Raw genomic sequence first — 17,898 nt, 5'->3', positions numbered from 1 at the left:
TCGTGCCTCTATGTCCGGTAACGCCCGGTTTTCCGGTGTCCGATACTGTCGCACCCGGTGCAGGAGAGGAGGTGCTGGTGACCGGAACCCAGACCACGCAGCCCGCGCAATCCGCTGCAGAGACGACTCGTCCCGAGGTTGTCGACGTAGATGTACTGGTCGAGGCGTCGGTGAAGGTGCTGCGCGCGTACGGACGCAATGCCACGGCCGAGCTCGCCTTGGCCAAATCGAAGGCACCCGTGCAGCGCCGCACCGTGGTGGTGGTGGGAGAGGTGCAGCGCGGTAAGAGCGCGCTGGTCAACGCTCTCGTCGGGGAACTCGATGCGTCACCGTCCGCCGTCGAGACCACCACGTCCGCAGCGGTGCGGTTCGTGCCGCCCGACGACCGGTACCCGCCGGGATCCGCTGAACTTCTCTACGCAGATCGAAGTGTGCCGATCTCGCGGGCCGAACTTCCGGACTGGATCACCAGCAATGGTGCGCGTGTATCCGACCCCACGATCGAGGACCTGCCGACCGGCGCGGTCGTCGCGACCCACCGGCCCGTCCTCGGCGGAGCCGTCGTCGTGGACACCCCGGGCTCCGGCGGGCTCGTCGCCTCCCACACTGCGCTCGCAACCCAGTCGGCGCGACAAGCGTCGGTGCTGGTGATGGTCTGCGACGCCTCCACCCCGCTGACCGAACCCGAGATGACCTTCCTGCGCGATGCGTCCGCGTCCGTCGAATCGGTGGTCGTGGTAGTCACCAAGACCGACAAGAACCTGCGACGCTGGCGCCCCATAGTCGGCGAGAACCGCGCCTTGATCGAACGCCACCTGAATCGGCAGATACCGGTGCTGGGCGTGTCGAGCCTGCGTGCGGCACTCGCCGCTCAGATGGCGCCCGGGCCCGCGCGAGATCGGGCCGAACGGGCGTCGGGGATCGTCGAACTGCGCGCACAGATCGATGCCTTGCTCGACGCGAGGGCAGAACTTCCCCAGGCCGACGCGCTCCGCACCCTCCTCGAAGGGCTTCGTCGCGTCGAGGAACGGGTCGCTTCGGACATCGCGGTGATCGAGGACAGCGCCACTGCAACCGCTGATCTCACCGCCGAACGCGACCGCCTGCAGGATCTGAAGAACAGGTCGCAGCAGTGGGAGCAATACCTCGCCCGGGATCTGACTCTGGCCCGCCAGGCCGCGCTCACCCATCTCGATGAGGAACTCGACCGGATCAAGCAACAGTGGACTACCCGGGTCAACAAGTCGTCGCTCGAGGTGATGCGGCGTAGCGCACAGAGTTTCACCGCCGACATGCAGACCGATCTGCTCGCTGCGATGGAATCGGCCGCGCAGGTGTTCCTCGAACGCATCGAAGTGATCGTCGCGGAACTGTTCGGCCAGAACTCACCGCAGTGGTCGGAAATCCGCGAACTTGTGTGGGCCGCCATGCAGACCGGCACCGTCAGCTCGGCCGAGGTCGGTTCGAAACGGCAGGGCCTGCTCGATCCGAGCGTCCTGACGATGGGCATGATCGGCACGTCGATGCTCGGCGCGGTCATCGGTGTGGGTGCCGTGGCCGGGGTGGTGTGGGTGGCCGTCAACCTCGGTTACAAGGCGATGCGCACTGGAAAGACCAACCTCCTCAACTGGTTGCGGGAGACGTTGGCCGCAACCCGGACAGGCACCTCCCGCATGCTCGAGTCGGCGTTGTCGGTGGGGCGGCCGGAGATCGTGCTGCGCCACCGCGACGACCTGAAGAGTCGTATCGAGGATCTGCAGAGTCAATTGAAGGAAGCGCAGGAAACTGCCAGGCTCGATGCCGCGACACGTGAGAAGACCTTGGAGCGGTTGAAGAAGAACCGGAAGATCGTGCTCAACCGGATCGAGGCGATCGAGAAACTGCTGGCAGGACCACAGACTTCGGGAGTGCAGAGTTGATGCCTCAGGGCGGGAGCCCCCAGCGAGCCGTCGATCCGGTGCACGCTCGGATCGAATCGGCACTGCACTCTCTGGCGAATTTGGGCGGCGATCTGCCGTCGCACGCGTCGCGAATCGGTGCGATCCTCTTCTCACCGCCGCGGATCGTCGTCGTCGGTCGCCTCAAGGCCGGTAAGTCGACACTGGTCAATGCATTGATCGGTGCCCCGCTGGCCGAGACCGCGGCTCTCGAGGCGACCAACGTCGTCACCGTCTACAGCAACGGCGCGCCGTCGCGGGCCGAGGTGGTCAAACTCGACGGCAGTGTCGTCCCGCAGCCGTTGAGTTTCGGGGGGACGGTCGAACCCGCTTTCCCGCCCACTGAAATCGCCTATGTGCAGCGGTTTCTCCCGTCCCAGTCGTTGTCGGACATCACGCTGATCGACACTCCGGGGCTCGCGACGCTGACGGTCGACAATGCCGCCACGACCCGGCGTGCGCTGATCGACGGATACGAGCAGACCCGTACGGCGTCGGTGGATGCAGATGCGGCGATCTTCCTCTTCGATTCCGCACCGCGTGCCGACGAGGTCGATTTCCTGCATCAGCTCGGGTTCACGCCGCTGACGACGCTCGGTGTGCTCTCTCGCGCTGACGGTTTCGGGGAGGGAGCGCTGGGTCGACGTGACCCGATCCCACACGCCGCGGACCACGCGGCCGTGCTGGCGGCGCAACTACCCGGACTGGTCGGCTCGGTGATCCCCGTTGCGGGTCTGCTTGCGGAGACCAGCCATACGGGCCGACTCACCGAGACCGATGCGCGGGCGTTGCGTTCGCTGGCAGGGCCGCCCGGCCGGGAGCTGTTCGACATCATCGACGTGGGCGATCCCATGCCGGTGGACCCATCCACCGTCGAGCGACTGCTCGACCTGGTGGGCGAGTACGGACTCGTGCACGGACGTCAGGTGGCGACGGGGGGTGCACATGCGTTGGGGACCTGGCTGTCCGAACGATCCGGTGTCGGTCGTCTCCGCGAGGTACTGCACACGTCCCTGCGTGAATATGCGGTGCTGCAACGTGCGGGCCGGATCCTGCGGGAGATCGATTCGCTCGCGTACAGTCATCCCGCTCGCGATCACATTCGGTCGATCGCGTACGCGCTGGAGAACGATCCGGCGCTGACGCCGGTGTTGTTGTTGCGAGCGCTTCGGGCACTGTTGCGGGCAGATCCGTCCGCGGCGCTGGTTGCGGAACTGGTAGACCTGCTGCGCGGCCGGACGTTCGCCGAGCGGTTGCGTCTGCCTGCCTCGGCGCCTGCGGGCGCCATCCGTGACGCAGCGGCGCAGCGGCTCGCAGCGGTCCAGCAGCGCACGTTGACCGCGTCCACCGCGGCCGAGGATGCAGCTCTGACGGTGCTCACGCGGGCTTATACCACCATCTGGCGGACCCACAGTTGATTTCGGAATCGGATGGGGCATGATGTCGGACGAAACGGTGTGTTCGTAGAGGGGGTTCGTTGTCCGGCTGGATGCTGTCGATCGACTTCGGTGCGTCGAATACGGTTGCTGCGCATACCAATCCGATACGCGGTACCGTCGAGCCGATGGTCGTCGATGATGCGGTCCGGCCCATCGAGGTGGTGTACGAGCGGACCCTCGCCGCACATCACGGGCAACGTCCGAAAGTCGTGGTTCTCACGCATCCGGACGCCTGGTCGGAGCAGCAGATCCGGACGCTCGCCGACGCCGGGGCGCGAGCGGGCATCGATGCGCGCACGATCATGACGGTCTCCGAGGCTCGGGCCACCGTCGAATACTGCACCCAGGGCCGGACGCTACGAGGTGGGTCGGTGTACGCGGTCTGCGACTTCGGTGGCACCTCGCTGGATACGGCCGTGGTTGTCGTGACCGAGGCCGGGGGATTCGAGGTGGTGGCAGCCCGAGGCGACGACACGCTCGGCGGCCGGACCCTCGACGCGGCCGTACGCAGGTGGGCAGAAGGCGTGTTCACCACGCGCGAGCCGGGGTTCGCCGCGCAACTACAGCAGGCGTCGCTGGGTGTGCATCGGGAGTTCGACGAGCAGGCGCGACGCGCGAAGGAAGCATTGACATCCGAGCAAACGGCCACGATCGCTGTGACGCTCGACGGTAGCGAACACGCCGCGACTCTGACTCGCGAAGAGTTCGACGCTGCGATCACACCGCACATCGACCGTGTGGTCGAGACCATGTGGGGCACCCTGACCGATGCCGGGTTCGGAGTGGGAGATCTCGACGTTCTGTGCGTGACCGGAGGGTCTGCGCGAATACCCCTGTTACGTAACAGGCTGGCGCACCTCGGCCCTCTCGCGGCACCGAGCGATCCCGCCGTGGTGGCGGAGGGGGCGCTGATCTTGGCCGAGAACAGCAGGCAGAGCCTGCGCGCCCGCGCGATCGGCTGGATCCGGCCCGTGGGGATCGTGGTGGCAAGCGCCCTGATCGTGGCGGGAGTCGCGGTTGCCGCTGTGCGGGGGCTGCCGGAGAATTCCTCGGCTCGCGGGGACGGGACTGCCCCGGTGAGCACGGAGTCGACGGTCGTCGACGGGGGCTGGTCGTAGTTTCCGGTTCGGCCGATGTTCGTCGGCCGGGAACATTTGTGGTTGTCGCTGCATCTCATTGTCGTAAGCAGATGAGCAGCGAGAATCGAGGACTAGATGGCAGAGAATCCTTACGGTGTCGGACCGGGATCCAATTCGGAGCAGGGCCCGGTCCCGAACCCGGCACTCGGCGAGGGCGCGGTCGACCGTGACGGCGACGGAGTTGCCGACACCCTGTACGTCGACCTCGACGGTGACGGGCGTATCGATGGTGCACTGTTCGATCACAACGAGGACGGAGTGATCGACGAAGGTGACTTCGACATGGACGGCGACGGTATCGTCGACACCGTGATGGTCGACGTCGATGGCGATGGTGTGGCCGACGTGATGGGCGTCGACTACGACCAGGACGGATACGCCGACGAGGTATACACACTCGAATCCGACACGGGATCGGCGGAGTCCACCGATTCGACCGGCCTGATGTGACCGACTCCGGGAAGGGGACGCGATGAGCGACTCGGATGTTTCCCTGTGGGAGGCTTTGGGACTGTCACCTGACAGTGCCCTCGAGCCGGTGCCCGACGACGTGTGGGACGGTGCGGTGGGGGCGGCGGTGGATCCCGATGCGGCGATCGCCCCCTCCGGGCTCGTGCCCGACGACGCATCTGTAGCGGCCGGCGACGACATCGTTCTCGACGATGACGACATCGTTCTGGGTGGCACCGATTCCGGCCCGGAAGACGAGACCTCCGATGTGTACAGCGACTCCGGAACCGACCTGGACGAGCCGGTCTCCGGTGGACTCGACGGGCTCGACCTGGGATGGTGATCCTCGGCCGAAGTCGGGGGCGGTAATCTACCGCCACGACATGGGGGTATGTATGGACGACGACGAGCTGATCGCGCAGTGCCGAGCCGGCGACACCGCAGCGTTCGGTGAGCTGGTGGGTGCCTATCGAACCCGCACCTGGGCAGTGTGCCTCCAGATCACCGGCAACCGGTACGACGCAGAAGACGCGCTGCAGGACGCATTGACTGCGGCATGGCAGAACCTCGACAAGTTCCGGGGCACCGCCAAGTTCAGCACGTGGCTGCATCGCATAGCGGCGAACGCGGCTCTGGCGACCGTGCGTCGTCGCCGCGAGGTGATGGTCGACGAGATCGATCTGGGTGTGAGTTCCGAGTCGCCGGTGGCCGACCGCGTCGTCGACGTCGACGCGGTGCGCCGCGCGCTCGCAGACCTGCCGGACGAATACCGCGCCGCGGTCGTGCTCCGTGAATACGCGCAGCTCAGCTATGCCGAAATCGCTGAGCATCAGGGGATCGGGGTGCAGACCGTCAAGAGCCGGATCAACCGTGCGCGCACCCGACTCGTGGAGGCACTCGCTCCCACGGCATGACCGTCGCCGATGCGCGATGCTCCTTGACTCGAGGGCCTTGACTCAAGGGGTGAACCCAAGTTCAATGCTTGGTGTGGCCTATCGGCGTACCCCAGCAGTGCAGCAACGACTCGACGCCCAACGCGACGCCATCGCGTCCGCGGCGGTTTCGTTGTTGACCGAACACGGGTACCAGGGGTTGTCCATCGCGGCCGTCGCCGAGCGAGCCGGAGTCGCCACCGGCACCGTCTACCGGCATTTCACGGACAAATCCGATCTCATGGTCCGCGTCTTCCGCGAACAGTGTGGTCGCGAGGTCGACGCGGTCAACGCCGTCGCCACCACCGGAACGGCCGCCGAACGTATCGCGCGAGTCATCGAGACGTTCGCCTCCCGCGCATTGCGGAAACCCACCCTGGCATACGCCCTGCTCGCCGAACCCGTCGACGCAGCTGTCGACGCCGAGCGACTCCTCTTCCGTCGTGCGTTCGCCGCCGCGTTCGCCGACGCGATCCGACTCGGTGTCACCACCGGCGAACTACCCCCGCAGAACCCCGGGCTCGTGGCCGCAGCCCTCGTCGGGGCCGTCGGTGAAGTCCTCACCGGCCCCCTCAGCGTCGGTGAGGCGGCCGCCACCACCATTCCCGATCTCGTCACCCTCGGTCTGCGCGCGGCAGGATGCGACCCGGCCCTGGACCGGCACGAAGGAGTTCCGTCATGACATTCCCGGCCACACACGAAGTGTTCAATCAGGTACCCGATCTCGTGCCCTTTCACGCCGCCGACGACCGAGCGCTGCTGGAAGGGCTGCGCCGCGAGGGCGCATCCTGGGCCGAAGACGAGGTCCGTGAACTCGGCGTGCTCGCCGGTGGTGTCGAGGCACAGGAATGGGGCAGGCTCGCCAATGAGTATCCGCCCGTTCTGCATACTCACGACCGCTACGGAAACCGGATCGACGAAGTCGAATTCCATCCGCACTGGCACGACCTGATGACCGTCGCCGTCGAGCACGGCCTGCACGGCGCACCGTGGAGGGATCCTCGCCCGGGTGCGCACGTCGCCCGCGCCGCCAAATTCTATGTGTGGGGGCAGGCCGACGCCGGGCACATGTGCCCGATCTCCATGACCTACGCCGCGATTCCCGCGTTGCGGCACAACCCGGAGCTCGCAGCGATCTACGAGCCGCTCCTCGCGGCACCCCACTACGACTTCGGCCTGCGCGAACCGACGTCCAAGCGCGGCCTGATCGCAGGCATGTCCATGACCGAGAAACAGGGCGGCTCCGACGTCCGTGCCAACACCACGACGGCGACACCCAACGCCGACGGCAGCTACACGATCGTCGGCCACAAGTGGTTCACCTCGGCTCCGATGTCCGACGTGTTCCTGACCCTGGCCAACACGGAGACCGGCTCGTCGTGTTTTCTGCTGCCGCGGGTGCTGCCCGACGGCACGCGCAACCGCATCCATATCCAGCGCCTGAAGGACAAGCTCGGCAACAAGTCCAACGCGTCGTCCGAGATCGAATACCAGGGCGCGATCGGGTGGCTCGTGGGGCCGGAGGGTCGCGGCGTCAACACGATCATCGAGATGGTGAACATGACCAGGCTCGATTGCGTCATCGGCTCGTCGACCGGAATGCGGGCGGCCACGCTACGCGCCGTGCACCACGCCCGTCATCGTAAGGCGTTCGGCGCGTTGCTCATCGATCAGCCGCTCATGCGCAACGTCCTCGCCGATCTCGTCGTCGAATCCGAGGCGGCCACCACCATGATGATGCGGCTTGCCGGAGCGACCGACCGCGCGGGTGGTGACGAACAGGAAGCGGCGCTGCGCCGGATCGCGCTGGCGGTCACCAAGTACTGGGTATGCAAGCGCGCCCCCGCGCACAGCGCCGAAGCCCTCGAATGCCTCGGCGGTAACGGCTACGCCGAGGAATCGGGCATGCCGCGGCTCTACCGGGAGGCGCCGCTGATGTCCATCTGGGAGGGTTCGGGCAACGTCGCAGCCCTCGACGCACTCCGCGCGATGGTCAAGCAACCCGACAGCGTCGAAGCATTCTTCTCCGAAGTCCGGTTGGCCGAGGGCGCCGACAGCCGGCTCGACGACGCGATCGCGCGCGTCGGCAAAGAACTCGCCGATTTCGAGAACATCGAATACCGGGCCCGACGCATCGTCGAACTCATGGCGCTGGTGTTGCAGGCAGCTCAACTGGTGCGGCACGGGCACCCCGCGGTGGCCGATGCGTTCTGCGCGAGCCGGCTCGATTCCGATTGGGGAATCGCACTGGGCACTCTGCCCACAGGGGTCGACACCGAAGGCATTCTGTCTCGAATCTGACCACGGCCGGGATCTGTTTCGGCACCTGACCGGCGCGAATATTCAAGGCATACTGGAGGTCAACGTCCCAGAAACGATTGCGGGTGGTGCCCGTCATGATCAGCAGCACACAGTGGCGGGGGTGGGGGGAAGACGTCGCGGTGGCGGTGACCGAATGCGCAGCACTCGGTGAAGCCGAAGAGCTCGTGCGGTCGGTGATCGAAGAGTCCGCGGCCGCATGCGACCTCCGACGCGGCGACGCGGAGATTCATACGGTGAACCTGGCGCAGGGCACACCGGTGCGGGTGAGCCCGAGGCTGGCGGCGCTCCTGAGGTCTGCACTGTGGGCTGCGCGGATGACCGACGGCGCGGTCGATCCTGTCGCGGGCGACGACGCGATACTCGACGAGAAATCCGTGCCTCCGATCCATCCGATCCCGCGCTATCTCGACGTGCAGCTCGACGACGAGACCGTGCTCGCACCGTGGGGTGCGAGCCTCGACATCACCGCCACCGCGCACGCCGACGTCACCGACAGGGCAGCAACGTCGGTCGCGACCGTGCTCGAATGCGGGGTGCTGGTGCAGATGGGCGCCACGATCGCGACCGCGGGGCACTGCCCCGCCGGCGGGTGGCAGGTGTCGCTGCCCGGCCACGGCATCGTCGAGCTGCCGACGGGAGCCGCGATGAGTTCGCGGACGTCGGCCGCCGGCGAGCAACGATGGGGCACGATCACCGTCATCGCAGCGGACGCAGTGTGGGCCGATGCTGCCGCGGCGACGGCCCTGCATCGGGGGATCGGGGCGATATCGTGGCTCGAGCAGTACGAACTGGCGGGCCGCCTCATCGATTCGAGAGGCCGGGTCCACACGACGTCGACGTGGTCGGATCCGCGTGCGGCGTGAGCTCGGTCAGCTCTTCCGCATGCGGTGATACGTCCGGATCAGGGCGTCGGTGGACGCGTCGCCCGCGGAGATCGTGTCTTCGCTCTCCAACGCAGGTTGTAGTGCCGTGGCCTGTACCTTCCCCAACTCGACGCCCCACTGGTCGAACGAATCGATACCCCACACCACCCCCTGTACGAACACCTGGTGCTCGTACAGCGCGATGAGCTGGCCGAGTGTGGACGGCGACAACTGCGGTGCGAGGATCGTCGTGGACGGCCGATTTCCGGGCATCACCTTGTGCGCTATCAGCTCGTCCGCGGTGCCTTCGGCGCGGATCTGTTCGGCAGATTTCCCGAACGCCAGCACCTTCGATTGCGCAAGCATGTTCGCCATCAGCGTCGCCTGCATCGATCCGGTGCCGTCGCGGCCCGGGAGGTCCACCAGTGCCCGCGCGAACCCGATGAAGTCGGCGGGCACCAGGTGGGTGCCCTGATGAAGTAGCTGATAGAACGCGTGTTGCCCGTTCGTGCCCGGTTCGCCCCAGAAGATCTCACCGGTCGCGTAGTCGACGGCAGACCCGTCGATACGCACCGACTTGCCGTTCGACTCCATCGTCAGCTGCTGTAGGTATGCCGGAAACCGCACCAGGTCATTGGCATACGGAAGCACGGCCCGCGACTGGGCGCCGAGGAAACTCGTGTACCACACCCCCAGAATCCCGAGCAGGATCGGAGCGTTCTCCTGTGGCGGCGCCGTGCGGAAATGAGTGTCCATCGTGTGGAAGCCGGCGAGGAACTCAGCGAACCGATCGCGGCCGATCGCGCACATCACGCACAGCCCGATCGCCGAATCCACCGAGTATCGGCCCCCGACCCAGTCCCAGAACCCGAACATGTTCGCGGGATCGATCCCGAACTCGACGACCCGTTCACGATGCGTCGAGACGGCCACGAAATGCGACGCCACCGCCTCGTCTCCGAGCGCGGCGACCAGCCAGCGTCGCGCGGCCGTGGCGTTCGACAGGGTTTCGAGTGTCGAGAAGGTCTTCGATGCCACCACGAACAGCGTCGATGCGGGATCGAGGCCGGTGAGCACCGCCGTCAGATCAGCGGGGTCCACATTCGACACGAACCGCACCTCGGGGCCGTCGGCGTAGTGGCGCATCGCGCGGGTGACCATCACCGGCCCGAGGTCGGAGCCGCCGATACCGATGTTGACGACCGTCGCGATCTTTTCGCCCGTCGCGCCACGCCACCCGCCCGAACGCACTCGATCGGTGAACTCACCCATCGCGGTCAGTACCTCGTGGACCTGTGCGGTCACGTCCTCACCGTCGACGACCAGCGACGAATCGCGGGGGAGTCGCAGGGCGGTGTGCAGGACGGAGCGGTCTTCGGTGACGTTGATGCGCTCCCCGGCGAACATCGCGTCCCGTCGGTCTTCGACCCGCGCTACCCGCACCAGCCCGAGCAACAACTCGAGGGTCCGGTCGGTGATCCGGTGCTTGCTGTAGTCGATCGACAGATCGCCCGCGGTGGTGGACATTCGCGTGGCACGCTGAGGGTCCTGCTCGAAGAGGTCCCGCAGGTGTATCGACTCCACCTCCGCCCGATGCGCAGCGAGTTCCTGCCATTCGACCGTGGCGGTGATGTCGATCATGTCAGAAGACTAGCCCTCACCAGCGGTTACTGCCGGGTTGCTGACGGGCCGTGTCCTATCAAGCATTATGAGGAAATGGACACCGCAGAGTTGATCCGTTCCGTTCCCACAGACCTGTTTCTCGGCGGCCGTTGGATACCCGCCGAGGGCGGCAACACCTTCGCCGTCCGCGACCCCGCCACCGGAGACGAACTGACCCGGGTGGCGGATGCCTCGCCCGGCGACGCCGCCGCAGCCCTCGATGCGGCGGTGGCCGCAGGGCCCGACTGGGCGGCGACCCCTCCGCGGCAGCGCGGCGAGATCCTGCGGAGTGCGTTCGAGAAGGTCACCGCCCGCGCCGACGACTTCGCGCACCTCATGTCGCTCGAGATGGGCAAAGCACTACCCGAGAGCCGATCCGAAGTCGCCTACGGCGCCGAGTTCCTGCGGTGGTTCTCCGAGGAAGCCGTCCGCATCCCCGGCCGCTACACCCAGGCGCCGGCCGGGACCGGACGCATCCTCGTCACCAAGCAGCCGGTGGGTCCGTGCCTCGCGATCACCCCGTGGAACTTCCCACTCGCGATGGGCACCCGCAAGATCGGTCCCGCCTTCGCTGCCGGATGCACCATGCTCGTCAAACCCGCTTCCGAGACCCCACTGACGCTGCTGCTGCTCGCAGAGATCTTCGCCGAAGCAGGACTGCCCGAGGGCGTGCTGTCCGTGCTCCCGACATCCCACGCGAGCGCCGTCACCGGGCCGCTCCTGGAAGACACACGGCTGAGGAAGCTCACCTTCACCGGATCGACCGGGGTGGGTCGCGCGCTCGCCGAAACCGCAGGCCGCTCACTGCTTCGCACATCACTCGAACTCGGCGGCAACGCGCCGTTCCTGGTGTTCGACGACGCCGACCTCGACGCCGCCGTCGAGGGCGCAGTGGCCGCGAAACTGCGCAACGGCGGCGAGGCCTGCACGGCAGCGAACCGATTCCACGTCGCGAACTCCGTGAAGGAAGAATTCGTCACCAAGCTGGCCGAACGGATGTCGGCATACCGCATGGGCCCGGGCACCCACCCGGACACGACACTCGGGCCCCTGATCAACGAAGCCCAGCGGAACACCGTCGTCGAACTCGTCGACGATGCCATCTCGGCCGGCGCGCGCATACGCCTCGGCGGACAGGTGCCGGACGGTCCGGGTTGGTTCTATCCCGCGACGGTGATCGACGACGTACCGCAGCGCGCCCGCATCCTGCGCGAGGAAGTGTTCGGGCCGGTCGCCGCGATCAGCGGATTCGACACCGAGGACGAAGCGATCGCCGCGGCGAACGCCACGGAGTACGGATTGGCGGCGTACGTCTTCACCAACGACCTCGACCGAGCGTTGCGCCTGTCGGATGCGATCGAGTCGGGCATCCTGGGCGTCAATCGGGGAGTGGTCTCCGACGTCGCGGCGCCGTTCGGTGGCGTCAAGGACTCAGGACTCGGTCGGGAAGGCGGCAGTGAAGGGATCGAGGAGTACCTCGACACGAAGTACATCGCCCTGCAGTGACCGACGGGGCCTTGAAGTGACCGACGGCTCGGGGCGCCTGCTAGTGGCCGAGGCGTCCCCGGCCGAGGCGCAGCAGCAGCATCGCCAGCGTGTGGCCTTCCTGACCCAGCTCGCTGAAACGCTCGAGTACTTTCATCTCGCGGCTGTGGACGAGCCTGGTGCCACCGGAAGCCATGCGAGTGCGACCGATCAGACGGGACACCTCGGCGCGACGCTTGACTGCGGCCAGAATCTCCGCGTCGAGGCGGTCGATCTCCTGGCGGAGCTTGTCGATCTCGGCCTCGGAGGTGGGCACGGGGTCGGCGGCGGCACCGTTCGGAGTGGCGGTACCGCCGGTCAGCGAAGCGTCGATGTTCGTACTCATGTCGTCTCCTCGAGTCAGCTCTGAAATCGTCCGAGAATCGGGGTCTGTTACCCGGATCGGGAAACGTCGGTGGTCGAGACGCGGAACCGACCGTGTGCGCGCAGCTCGGCCGAACGAAGGACACATGACATAGCGTCCAGTTTGCCACCCGTACACCGAGCGGCCAAGTCGGATTCGATGTCCGACCCGTCCGGTAGTTTTAGAAGACGATGAACACTCCTGCAGCGCTCGCCCATTCGCTCCCCGCTTCCGACGCCCTTCTCGAGGGCCTCAACCCGCAACAGCGGGAAGCGGTCACCCACGAAGGGGCTCCGCTGCTCATCGTCGCGGGAGCGGGTTCGGGCAAAACCGCTGTGCTCACCCGCCGTATCGCATATCTGCTGGCCGAGCGCGGTGTCACCCCCGGGCAGGTGCTCGCCATCACCTTCACCAACAAGGCCGCGGCCGAGATGCGCGAGCGTGTGGCGGGGCTCGTCGGGCCGCGCGCGCATTCGATGTGGGTCTCGACGTTCCATTCGAGCTGCGTGCGGATCCTGCGCGCGCAATCCGCGTTGCTGACCGGCATGAACTCCAACTTCACGATCTACGACTCCGACGATTCCCGTCGTCTGCTGACGATGATCGCCAAGGATCTCGAGCTCGACACCAAGAAGTACTCCGCCAGGCTGCTCGCCACCCAGATCTCGAACCTGAAGAACGAGCTGATAGGTCCTGAGGAAGCCGCTGCGACCGCAGGATCCGATCCCGCTCCGCTCCCGAAGATCGTTGCGAGTGTGTACGCGCAGTATCAGAGGCGGTTGCGCGCGGCCAACGCATTCGACTTCGACGACCTCATCGGTGAGACGGTCGCACTTCTGCAAGCTCATCCGCAGGTCACCGAGTATTACCGCCGTCGCTTCCGTCACGTTCTCGTAGACGAATACCAGGACACCAACCACGCGCAATACGTGCTCGTGCGTACTTTGGTCGGCGACCCCGACGAACCGGGCGATGTCGCACCGAGCGAGTTGTGCGTGGTGGGCGACGCCGATCAGTCGATCTACGCGTTCCGAGGCGCGACGATCCGCAACATCGAGGAGTTCGAGCGCGACTATCCCCAGGCTCGCACCATTCTTCTGGAGCAGAACTACCGCTCGACACAGAACATCCTGTCCGCCGCGAACGCCGTCATCTCCCGCAACACGGGCCGACGGGAGAAGCGACTGTGGACCGACGCGGGAACGGGTGAGGCGATCACCGGCTACGTGGCCGACAACGAGCACGACGAAGCCCGGTTCGTCGCCTCCGAGATCGACCGGCTGGTCGACACCGGCGAGGTCAAGTACTCCGATATCGCCGTGTTCTACCGCACCAACAATGCTTCCCGGCCTTTCGAAGACGTGTTCATCCGTCACGGTGTGCCCTACAAGGTGGTCGGGGGAGTGCGGTTCTACGAGCGCAAGGAAGTGCGCGACGCGGTCGCGTACCTCAAGGCGCTCGACAACCCCCACGACACGGTGAGCCTGCGCCGTATCCTCAACACCCCGCGCCGCGGCATCGGCGATCGTGCCGAGGCGTGCGTCGCCGTGCACGCAGAACGGTACGGCGTGAGTTTCGGGCAGGCGCTGCTCGATGCCGCGGAGGGCAATGTCGCGCTGTTGAACACGCGCGCGCAGAAGGCAATTGCGGGCTTCGTCGATATGCTCGACGACCTGCGAACGATGTTGAGCGAGACCGACGCCGACGGAAATGACGCGGTCGACATCGGCGACGTCGTCGAGGCGATCATCGAACGCAGCGGTTACCGCGCCGAACTTACCGCCAGCGATGATCCCCAGGACGGCACTCGCCTCGACAACATGCATGAACTTGTCAGCGTGGCAAGGGAGTTCAGCTCGGATGCCCGCAACGCCGCCGGGGTGGTCGATCCTGAACTCGAGGAGGGCGAACCCGCGCCCGGCTCGCTGGCCGCATTCCTCGAGAAGGTGTCGCTGGTCGCGGATGCAGATCAGCTTCCCGACAACGACGCCGGCGTCGTCACGCTCATGACACTGCACACCGCGAAGGGGCTGGAGTTCCCAGTGGTGTTCGTAACCGGCTGGGAAGACGGCCAATTCCCGCACATGCGTGCGCTCGGCGACCCGGCCGAACTGTCCGAGGAGCGACGCCTCGCGTACGTGGGTATCACCCGCGCGCGGCGTCGCCTCTACCTGTCGCGCGCGATACTGCGCTCGGCATGGGGGCAGCCGGTCACCAACCCGGAATCGCGTTTCTTGCAAGAGGTTCCGCAGGAGCTCATCGATTGGCGTCGGGCCGATCCGGGTCCGGCGCGTGGACAGTCCATCGGGTCGGGCACCGGGTCTCGCTTCTCCGCCGGCGAATCACGTTCGGCGACTCCGAGTTTCGGAGCGGCACGCGGGCGCAACAATCATCTGGTGCTTGCCGTGGGCGACCGCGTTACCCACGACAAGTACGGCCTGGGGACGGTGCTCGAAACCAAGGGGTCCGGGCCCACCGCGACGGTGGTCATCGATTTCGGAAGCGCAGGTAAGGTGCGGCTGATGCTGGTCGGCGGTGTGCCGATGACCAAGCTCTGAGAAAAATTGCGGCGCCGCGGCCGGCGGGGTACTCACGCGGAGTGGCGACGCCGTGGCGCAGTCCGAAAGCGCCGGAGAGTGCTCTGCTCAGTCGACGTTCTGGCCGAGGGCGATGCCTCGTGTCGCGAGCCACGGAATGGGGTCGATCTTGTCGACGCCGTTCAGGTGAACCTCGAAGTGCAGGTGGGGGCCGGTGGAGAATCCGCGGTTGCCCATGGTGGCGATCTGATCGCCCGCCATGACTTTCTGGCCGACGGTGACGAGCGAGTCGTTGATATGCCCGTACACGGTGACGGTGCCGTCCGCGTGGAGCAGGCGGATCCACATGCCGAAGCCCGAAGCCGGACCGGAGTCGATGACCTCGCCGTCGGCGACCGCGAGGATCGGGGTGCCGATCGGGCCTGCGATGTCGACACCCGCGTGCAGGGTGCCCCAGCGAGCTCCGAAATTCGAGGTGAACGCGCCGATGGCAGGCAGGGCGAACAGGGGACGGCGGGCGGCTTCTTCGCGCGCTGCCCGTTCCTCGCTGAAACGCTGGCCCTTGGCGAGCAGGTTGGAGAACTGAGACAGATCGTTGGGATCTGCGATGTTGAGAACCTGGGGTGCCTGTGACGGCGCTGCGCCGTTGCTCGCGGAATCGGAGGCGAACTGGGCTGCCTGCGGCACGGCCGTCGCGGTGAGGGTGTTCGCGTTCGAGGTGTCGGCGGCGAGTGCGATCTCGGAGGTCTCGGGGCTCGAACCGGAAGTGCTGGTCGCGGCCTGTCCTGCGGCGACGACGGCACCGGCGGCGACCGCGAAGACCGCTGCGCGACCCTTGAGTGCGGTAGGGGGAGTGGGGATGCGGTGGGCACCCGTACGCGGCGCGGGGGAGTTGACGTTCTCGACCGGCTCGCTGCCGTAGTAGGTGGGTTGTGCCTTACCGGTGTTGCGGAAGTCGGTATCGACGAAGTGCTGGGTATCCGACGAACTCCAGGGGTCCCAGGCGTCGTCGGGGGTGGTGGAGCGGCGAGCGGGGCTGCCGGTGATCTGGCTGCCTGGACGCATGCCGTCCTCCTTCGTCGTGACCTCATCGTTACTCGAGCTGGAGGTGACGGTAACGAAACGGTCGCGTAGGTGGCAAGCCGTAGGCCCGAAGCGGGCGCTTATGTGACCGGCATCACAGGTTGGACCTGGGCGGATCCGGTCATTCCCCCCAGGTCACGAATTCAAACCTTCGGCGGGTGCGGAGATCGCGAACGTGATCGCCGGGTGTCCTTCAGGCCTGTGCGCGCGATCACCTGAACCCGCTCCGGGTGCCGGTCGCCATGCGGTCTCGGCCACCTGTCATTCTGGTTCGGGTGGTCCTCTCGGTTGTCGTACAACTGCCTTCCCGGAGGTAACCCCCGTGAGGTAGTGCGAGGCCTGCGGAACCCGTGATGTGTGCCACAGAGTGCGGGCGCAGTCGTTTCGTAGGTCGTCCGAGAAACTAGAGTCCGAAATCGGCCCGCTCAATACCCCCGAGCGGGCGAGAACGCAGACGAGACGGTGAGCAGATGGATCTCTTCGAATACCAGGCGAAGGAACTCTTCGCCAAGCATGACGTGCCGACATCGGCCGGCCGTGTGACCGACACCGTCGCCGGTGCCCGCGAGATCGCCGAGGAAATCGGCAAGCCCGTGATGGTCAAGGCGCAGGTCAAGGTCGGTGGCCGTGGTAAGGCCGGCGGCGTGAAGTACTCCGCGACCGCAGACGACGCGCAGACCCACGCCGAGAACATTCTCGGCCTCGACATCAAGGGTCATATCGTCAAGAAGCTGCTGGTTGCAGAGGCGAGCGAGATTGCGGAGGAGTACTACATCTCCTTCCTGCTCGACCGCACCAACCGCACCTACCTGGCGATGTGCTCGGTCGAGGGTGGCATGGAGATCGAAGAGGTCGCCGCCACGAAGCCCGACCGCCTGGCGAAGATCGCCGTCGACGCCGTCAAGGGCGTCGACCTCGCATTCGCGCGCGAGATCGCAGAGAAGGGCCACCTGCCCGCCGAGGTCCTCGACGCCGCGGCTGTGACCATCCAGAAGCTGTGGGAGGTCTTCATCAAGGAAGACGCTCTCCTCGTCGAGGTCAACCCCCTCGTCCGTACGCCCGACGACCAGATCCTCGCCCTCGACGGCAAGGTCACCCTGGACGCGAACGCCGACTTCCGTCAGCCCGGCCACGCCGAGTTCGAGGACAAGGACGCGACGGATCCGCTCGAGCTCAAGGCCAAGGAGAACGACCTCAACTACGTCAAGCTCGACGGCGAGGTCGGAATCATCGGCAACGGCGCAGGCCTGGTCATGTCGACCCTGGACGTCGTCGCCTACGCAGGCGAGAAGCACGGCAATGTCAAGCCGGCCAACTTCCTCGACATCGGTGGCGGTGCCTCCGCTGCAGTCATGGCTGCCGGACTCGACGTCATTCTGAACGACGCGCAGGTCAAGAGCGTGTTCGTGAACGTCTTCGGTGGCATCACCGCGTGTGACGCGGTCGCCAACGGCATCGTCGGTGCGCTGAAGACTCTGGGCGACGAGGCCAACAAGCCGCTCGTCGTGCGCCTGGACGGCAACAACGTCGACGAGGGTCGGCGCATCCTCGCCGAGGCCGCTCACCCGCTGGTCACGGTCGTCGCAACAATGGACGAGGCTGCCGACAAGGCTGCCGAGCTCGCCTTCGCCGCGAAGTAAGGGACA

At 66.3% G+C, this 17,898-nt stretch carries 15 protein-coding genes; 12 read left to right on the top strand and 3 right to left on the bottom strand.

Translation table 11 applies throughout. The features are described from left to right. Positions 1-77 precede the first annotated feature (77 nt). The 9 genes from HCA61_RS09560 (at position 78) to HCA61_RS09520 (ending at position 9,082) form a co-directional block, all read left to right on the top strand. Positions 78-1,919: a dynamin family protein gene (locus tag HCA61_RS09560; protein WP_346777527.1), complete on the top strand. Its 1,842-nt coding sequence runs from the start codon at positions 78-80 to the stop codon at positions 1,917-1,919. Continuing rightward, positions 1,919-3,355 (top strand): GTPase, encoded by a 1,437-nt coding sequence (locus HCA61_RS09555; protein WP_169687891.1) that lies wholly within the window; start codon positions 1,919-1,921, stop codon positions 3,353-3,355. Before HCA61_RS09560 ends, HCA61_RS09555 begins: the two co-directional genes overlap by 1 nt. A 59-nt stretch (positions 3,356-3,414) precedes the next feature. Then, positions 3,415-4,494 (top strand): Hsp70 family protein, encoded by a 1,080-nt coding sequence (locus HCA61_RS09550; protein ID WP_169687890.1) that lies wholly within the window; start codon positions 3,415-3,417, stop codon positions 4,492-4,494. 96 nt (positions 4,495-4,590) lie between these two features. Next, entirely contained in the window at positions 4,591-4,965 is a 375-nt protein-coding gene (locus HCA61_RS09545; protein ID WP_169687889.1) for a hypothetical protein, read from the top strand. 22 nt (positions 4,966-4,987) lie between these two features. Beyond that, positions 4,988-5,308: a hypothetical protein gene (locus HCA61_RS09540; protein WP_169687888.1), complete on the top strand. Its 321-nt coding sequence runs from the start codon at positions 4,988-4,990 to the stop codon at positions 5,306-5,308. 52 nt (positions 5,309-5,360) lie between these two features. Beyond that, positions 5,361-5,879 (top strand): sigma-70 family RNA polymerase sigma factor, encoded by a 519-nt coding sequence (locus HCA61_RS09535; protein ID WP_169687887.1) that lies wholly within the window; start codon positions 5,361-5,363, stop codon positions 5,877-5,879. Positions 5,880-5,952: 73 nt separating this feature from the next. Beyond that, positions 5,953-6,579 carry a TetR/AcrR family transcriptional regulator gene (locus HCA61_RS09530; RefSeq protein WP_169687886.1) on the top strand — a complete coding sequence of 209 codons (627 nt, stop codon included), beginning with the start codon at positions 5,953-5,955 and terminating at the stop codon, positions 6,577-6,579. Then, a complete protein-coding gene (locus HCA61_RS09525) occupies positions 6,576-8,198 on the top strand; it encodes an acyl-CoA dehydrogenase family protein (RefSeq protein WP_169687885.1) in 1,623 nt (540 codons plus the stop codon). Before HCA61_RS09530 ends, HCA61_RS09525 begins: the two co-directional genes overlap by 4 nt. A 95-nt stretch (positions 8,199-8,293) precedes the next feature. Further along, complete coding sequence (locus HCA61_RS09520; RefSeq protein ID WP_169687884.1) at positions 8,294-9,082, top strand: FAD:protein FMN transferase; 789 nt, start codon at positions 8,294-8,296, stop codon at positions 9,080-9,082. A gap of 6 nt (positions 9,083-9,088) precedes the next feature. Here HCA61_RS09520 and pgi read toward each other — a convergent pair whose 3' ends face one another. Beyond that, complete coding sequence (gene pgi / locus HCA61_RS09515) at positions 9,089-10,723, bottom strand: glucose-6-phosphate isomerase (protein WP_169687883.1); 1,635 nt, start codon at positions 10,721-10,723, stop codon at positions 9,089-9,091. A gap of 75 nt (positions 10,724-10,798) precedes the next feature. Here pgi and HCA61_RS09510 point away from each other — a divergent pair, with 75 nt between their 5' ends. Further along, entirely contained in the window at positions 10,799-12,250 is a 1,452-nt protein-coding gene (locus HCA61_RS09510) for an NAD-dependent succinate-semialdehyde dehydrogenase (RefSeq protein ID WP_169687882.1), read from the top strand. 40 nt (positions 12,251-12,290) lie between these two features. On the opposite strand, the gene HCA61_RS09505 is transcribed toward HCA61_RS09510, so the two are convergent. After that, positions 12,291-12,614, bottom strand: coding sequence for a chorismate mutase (locus HCA61_RS09505; protein ID WP_169687881.1), 324 nt, complete (start codon positions 12,612-12,614; stop codon positions 12,291-12,293). A gap of 209 nt (positions 12,615-12,823) precedes the next feature. Between HCA61_RS09505 and pcrA the strand changes: the two genes are divergently transcribed. Next, entirely contained in the window at positions 12,824-15,190 is a 2,367-nt protein-coding gene (gene pcrA, locus HCA61_RS09500; protein ID WP_169687880.1) for a DNA helicase PcrA, read from the top strand. An 87-nt stretch (positions 15,191-15,277) separates the two neighbouring features. Here the strand turns inward: pcrA and HCA61_RS09495 are convergent, their stop codons facing one another. Further along, positions 15,278-16,234 (bottom strand): M23 family metallopeptidase, encoded by a 957-nt coding sequence (locus HCA61_RS09495; protein WP_169687879.1) that lies wholly within the window; start codon positions 16,232-16,234, stop codon positions 15,278-15,280. A gap of 488 nt (positions 16,235-16,722) precedes the next feature. Here HCA61_RS09495 and sucC point away from each other — a divergent pair, with 488 nt between their 5' ends. Continuing rightward, entirely contained in the window at positions 16,723-17,892 is a 1,170-nt protein-coding gene (sucC, locus tag HCA61_RS09490; RefSeq protein WP_169687878.1) for an ADP-forming succinate--CoA ligase subunit beta, read from the top strand. The last annotated feature ends 6 nt before the right edge of the window (positions 17,893-17,898 follow it).

This window comes from Rhodococcus sp. HNM0563 (assembly GCF_012726195.1).
GTDB lineage: Bacteria > Actinomycetota > Actinomycetes > Mycobacteriales > Mycobacteriaceae > Rhodococcus.
Note: the sequence above shows the minus strand (reverse complement) of the source record. Positions and strands in the feature narration are given on the sequence as shown.

Excerpts from the sequence above, each read along its gene's own strand:
- HCA61_RS09555 (WP_169687891.1), top strand. The coding sequence starts at position 1,919 with ATGCCTCAGGGCGGGAGCCCCCAGCGAGCCGTCGATCCGGTGCACGCT.
- HCA61_RS09545 (WP_169687889.1), top strand. The coding sequence starts at position 4,591 with ATGGCAGAGAATCCTTACGGTGTCGGACCGGGATCCAATTCGGAGCAG.
- HCA61_RS09540 (WP_169687888.1), top strand. The coding sequence starts at position 4,988 with ATGAGCGACTCGGATGTTTCCCTGTGGGAGGCTTTGGGACTGTCACCT.
- HCA61_RS09535 (WP_169687887.1), top strand. The coding sequence starts at position 5,361 with ATGGACGACGACGAGCTGATCGCGCAGTGCCGAGCCGGCGACACCGCA.
- HCA61_RS09525 (WP_169687885.1), top strand. The coding sequence starts at position 6,576 with ATGACATTCCCGGCCACACACGAAGTGTTCAATCAGGTACCCGATCTC.
- HCA61_RS09520 (WP_169687884.1), top strand. The coding sequence starts at position 8,294 with ATGATCAGCAGCACACAGTGGCGGGGGTGGGGGGAAGACGTCGCGGTG.
- pgi (WP_169687883.1), bottom strand. The coding sequence starts at position 10,723 with ATGATCGACATCACCGCCACGGTCGAATGGCAGGAACTCGCTGCGCAT.
- HCA61_RS09510 (WP_169687882.1), top strand. The coding sequence starts at position 10,799 with ATGGACACCGCAGAGTTGATCCGTTCCGTTCCCACAGACCTGTTTCTC.
- HCA61_RS09505 (WP_169687881.1), bottom strand. The coding sequence starts at position 12,614 with ATGAGTACGAACATCGACGCTTCGCTGACCGGCGGTACCGCCACTCCG.
- pcrA (WP_169687880.1), top strand. The coding sequence starts at position 12,824 with ATGAACACTCCTGCAGCGCTCGCCCATTCGCTCCCCGCTTCCGACGCC.
- HCA61_RS09495 (WP_169687879.1), bottom strand. The coding sequence starts at position 16,234 with ATGCGTCCAGGCAGCCAGATCACCGGCAGCCCCGCTCGCCGCTCCACC.
- sucC (WP_169687878.1), top strand. The coding sequence starts at position 16,723 with ATGGATCTCTTCGAATACCAGGCGAAGGAACTCTTCGCCAAGCATGAC.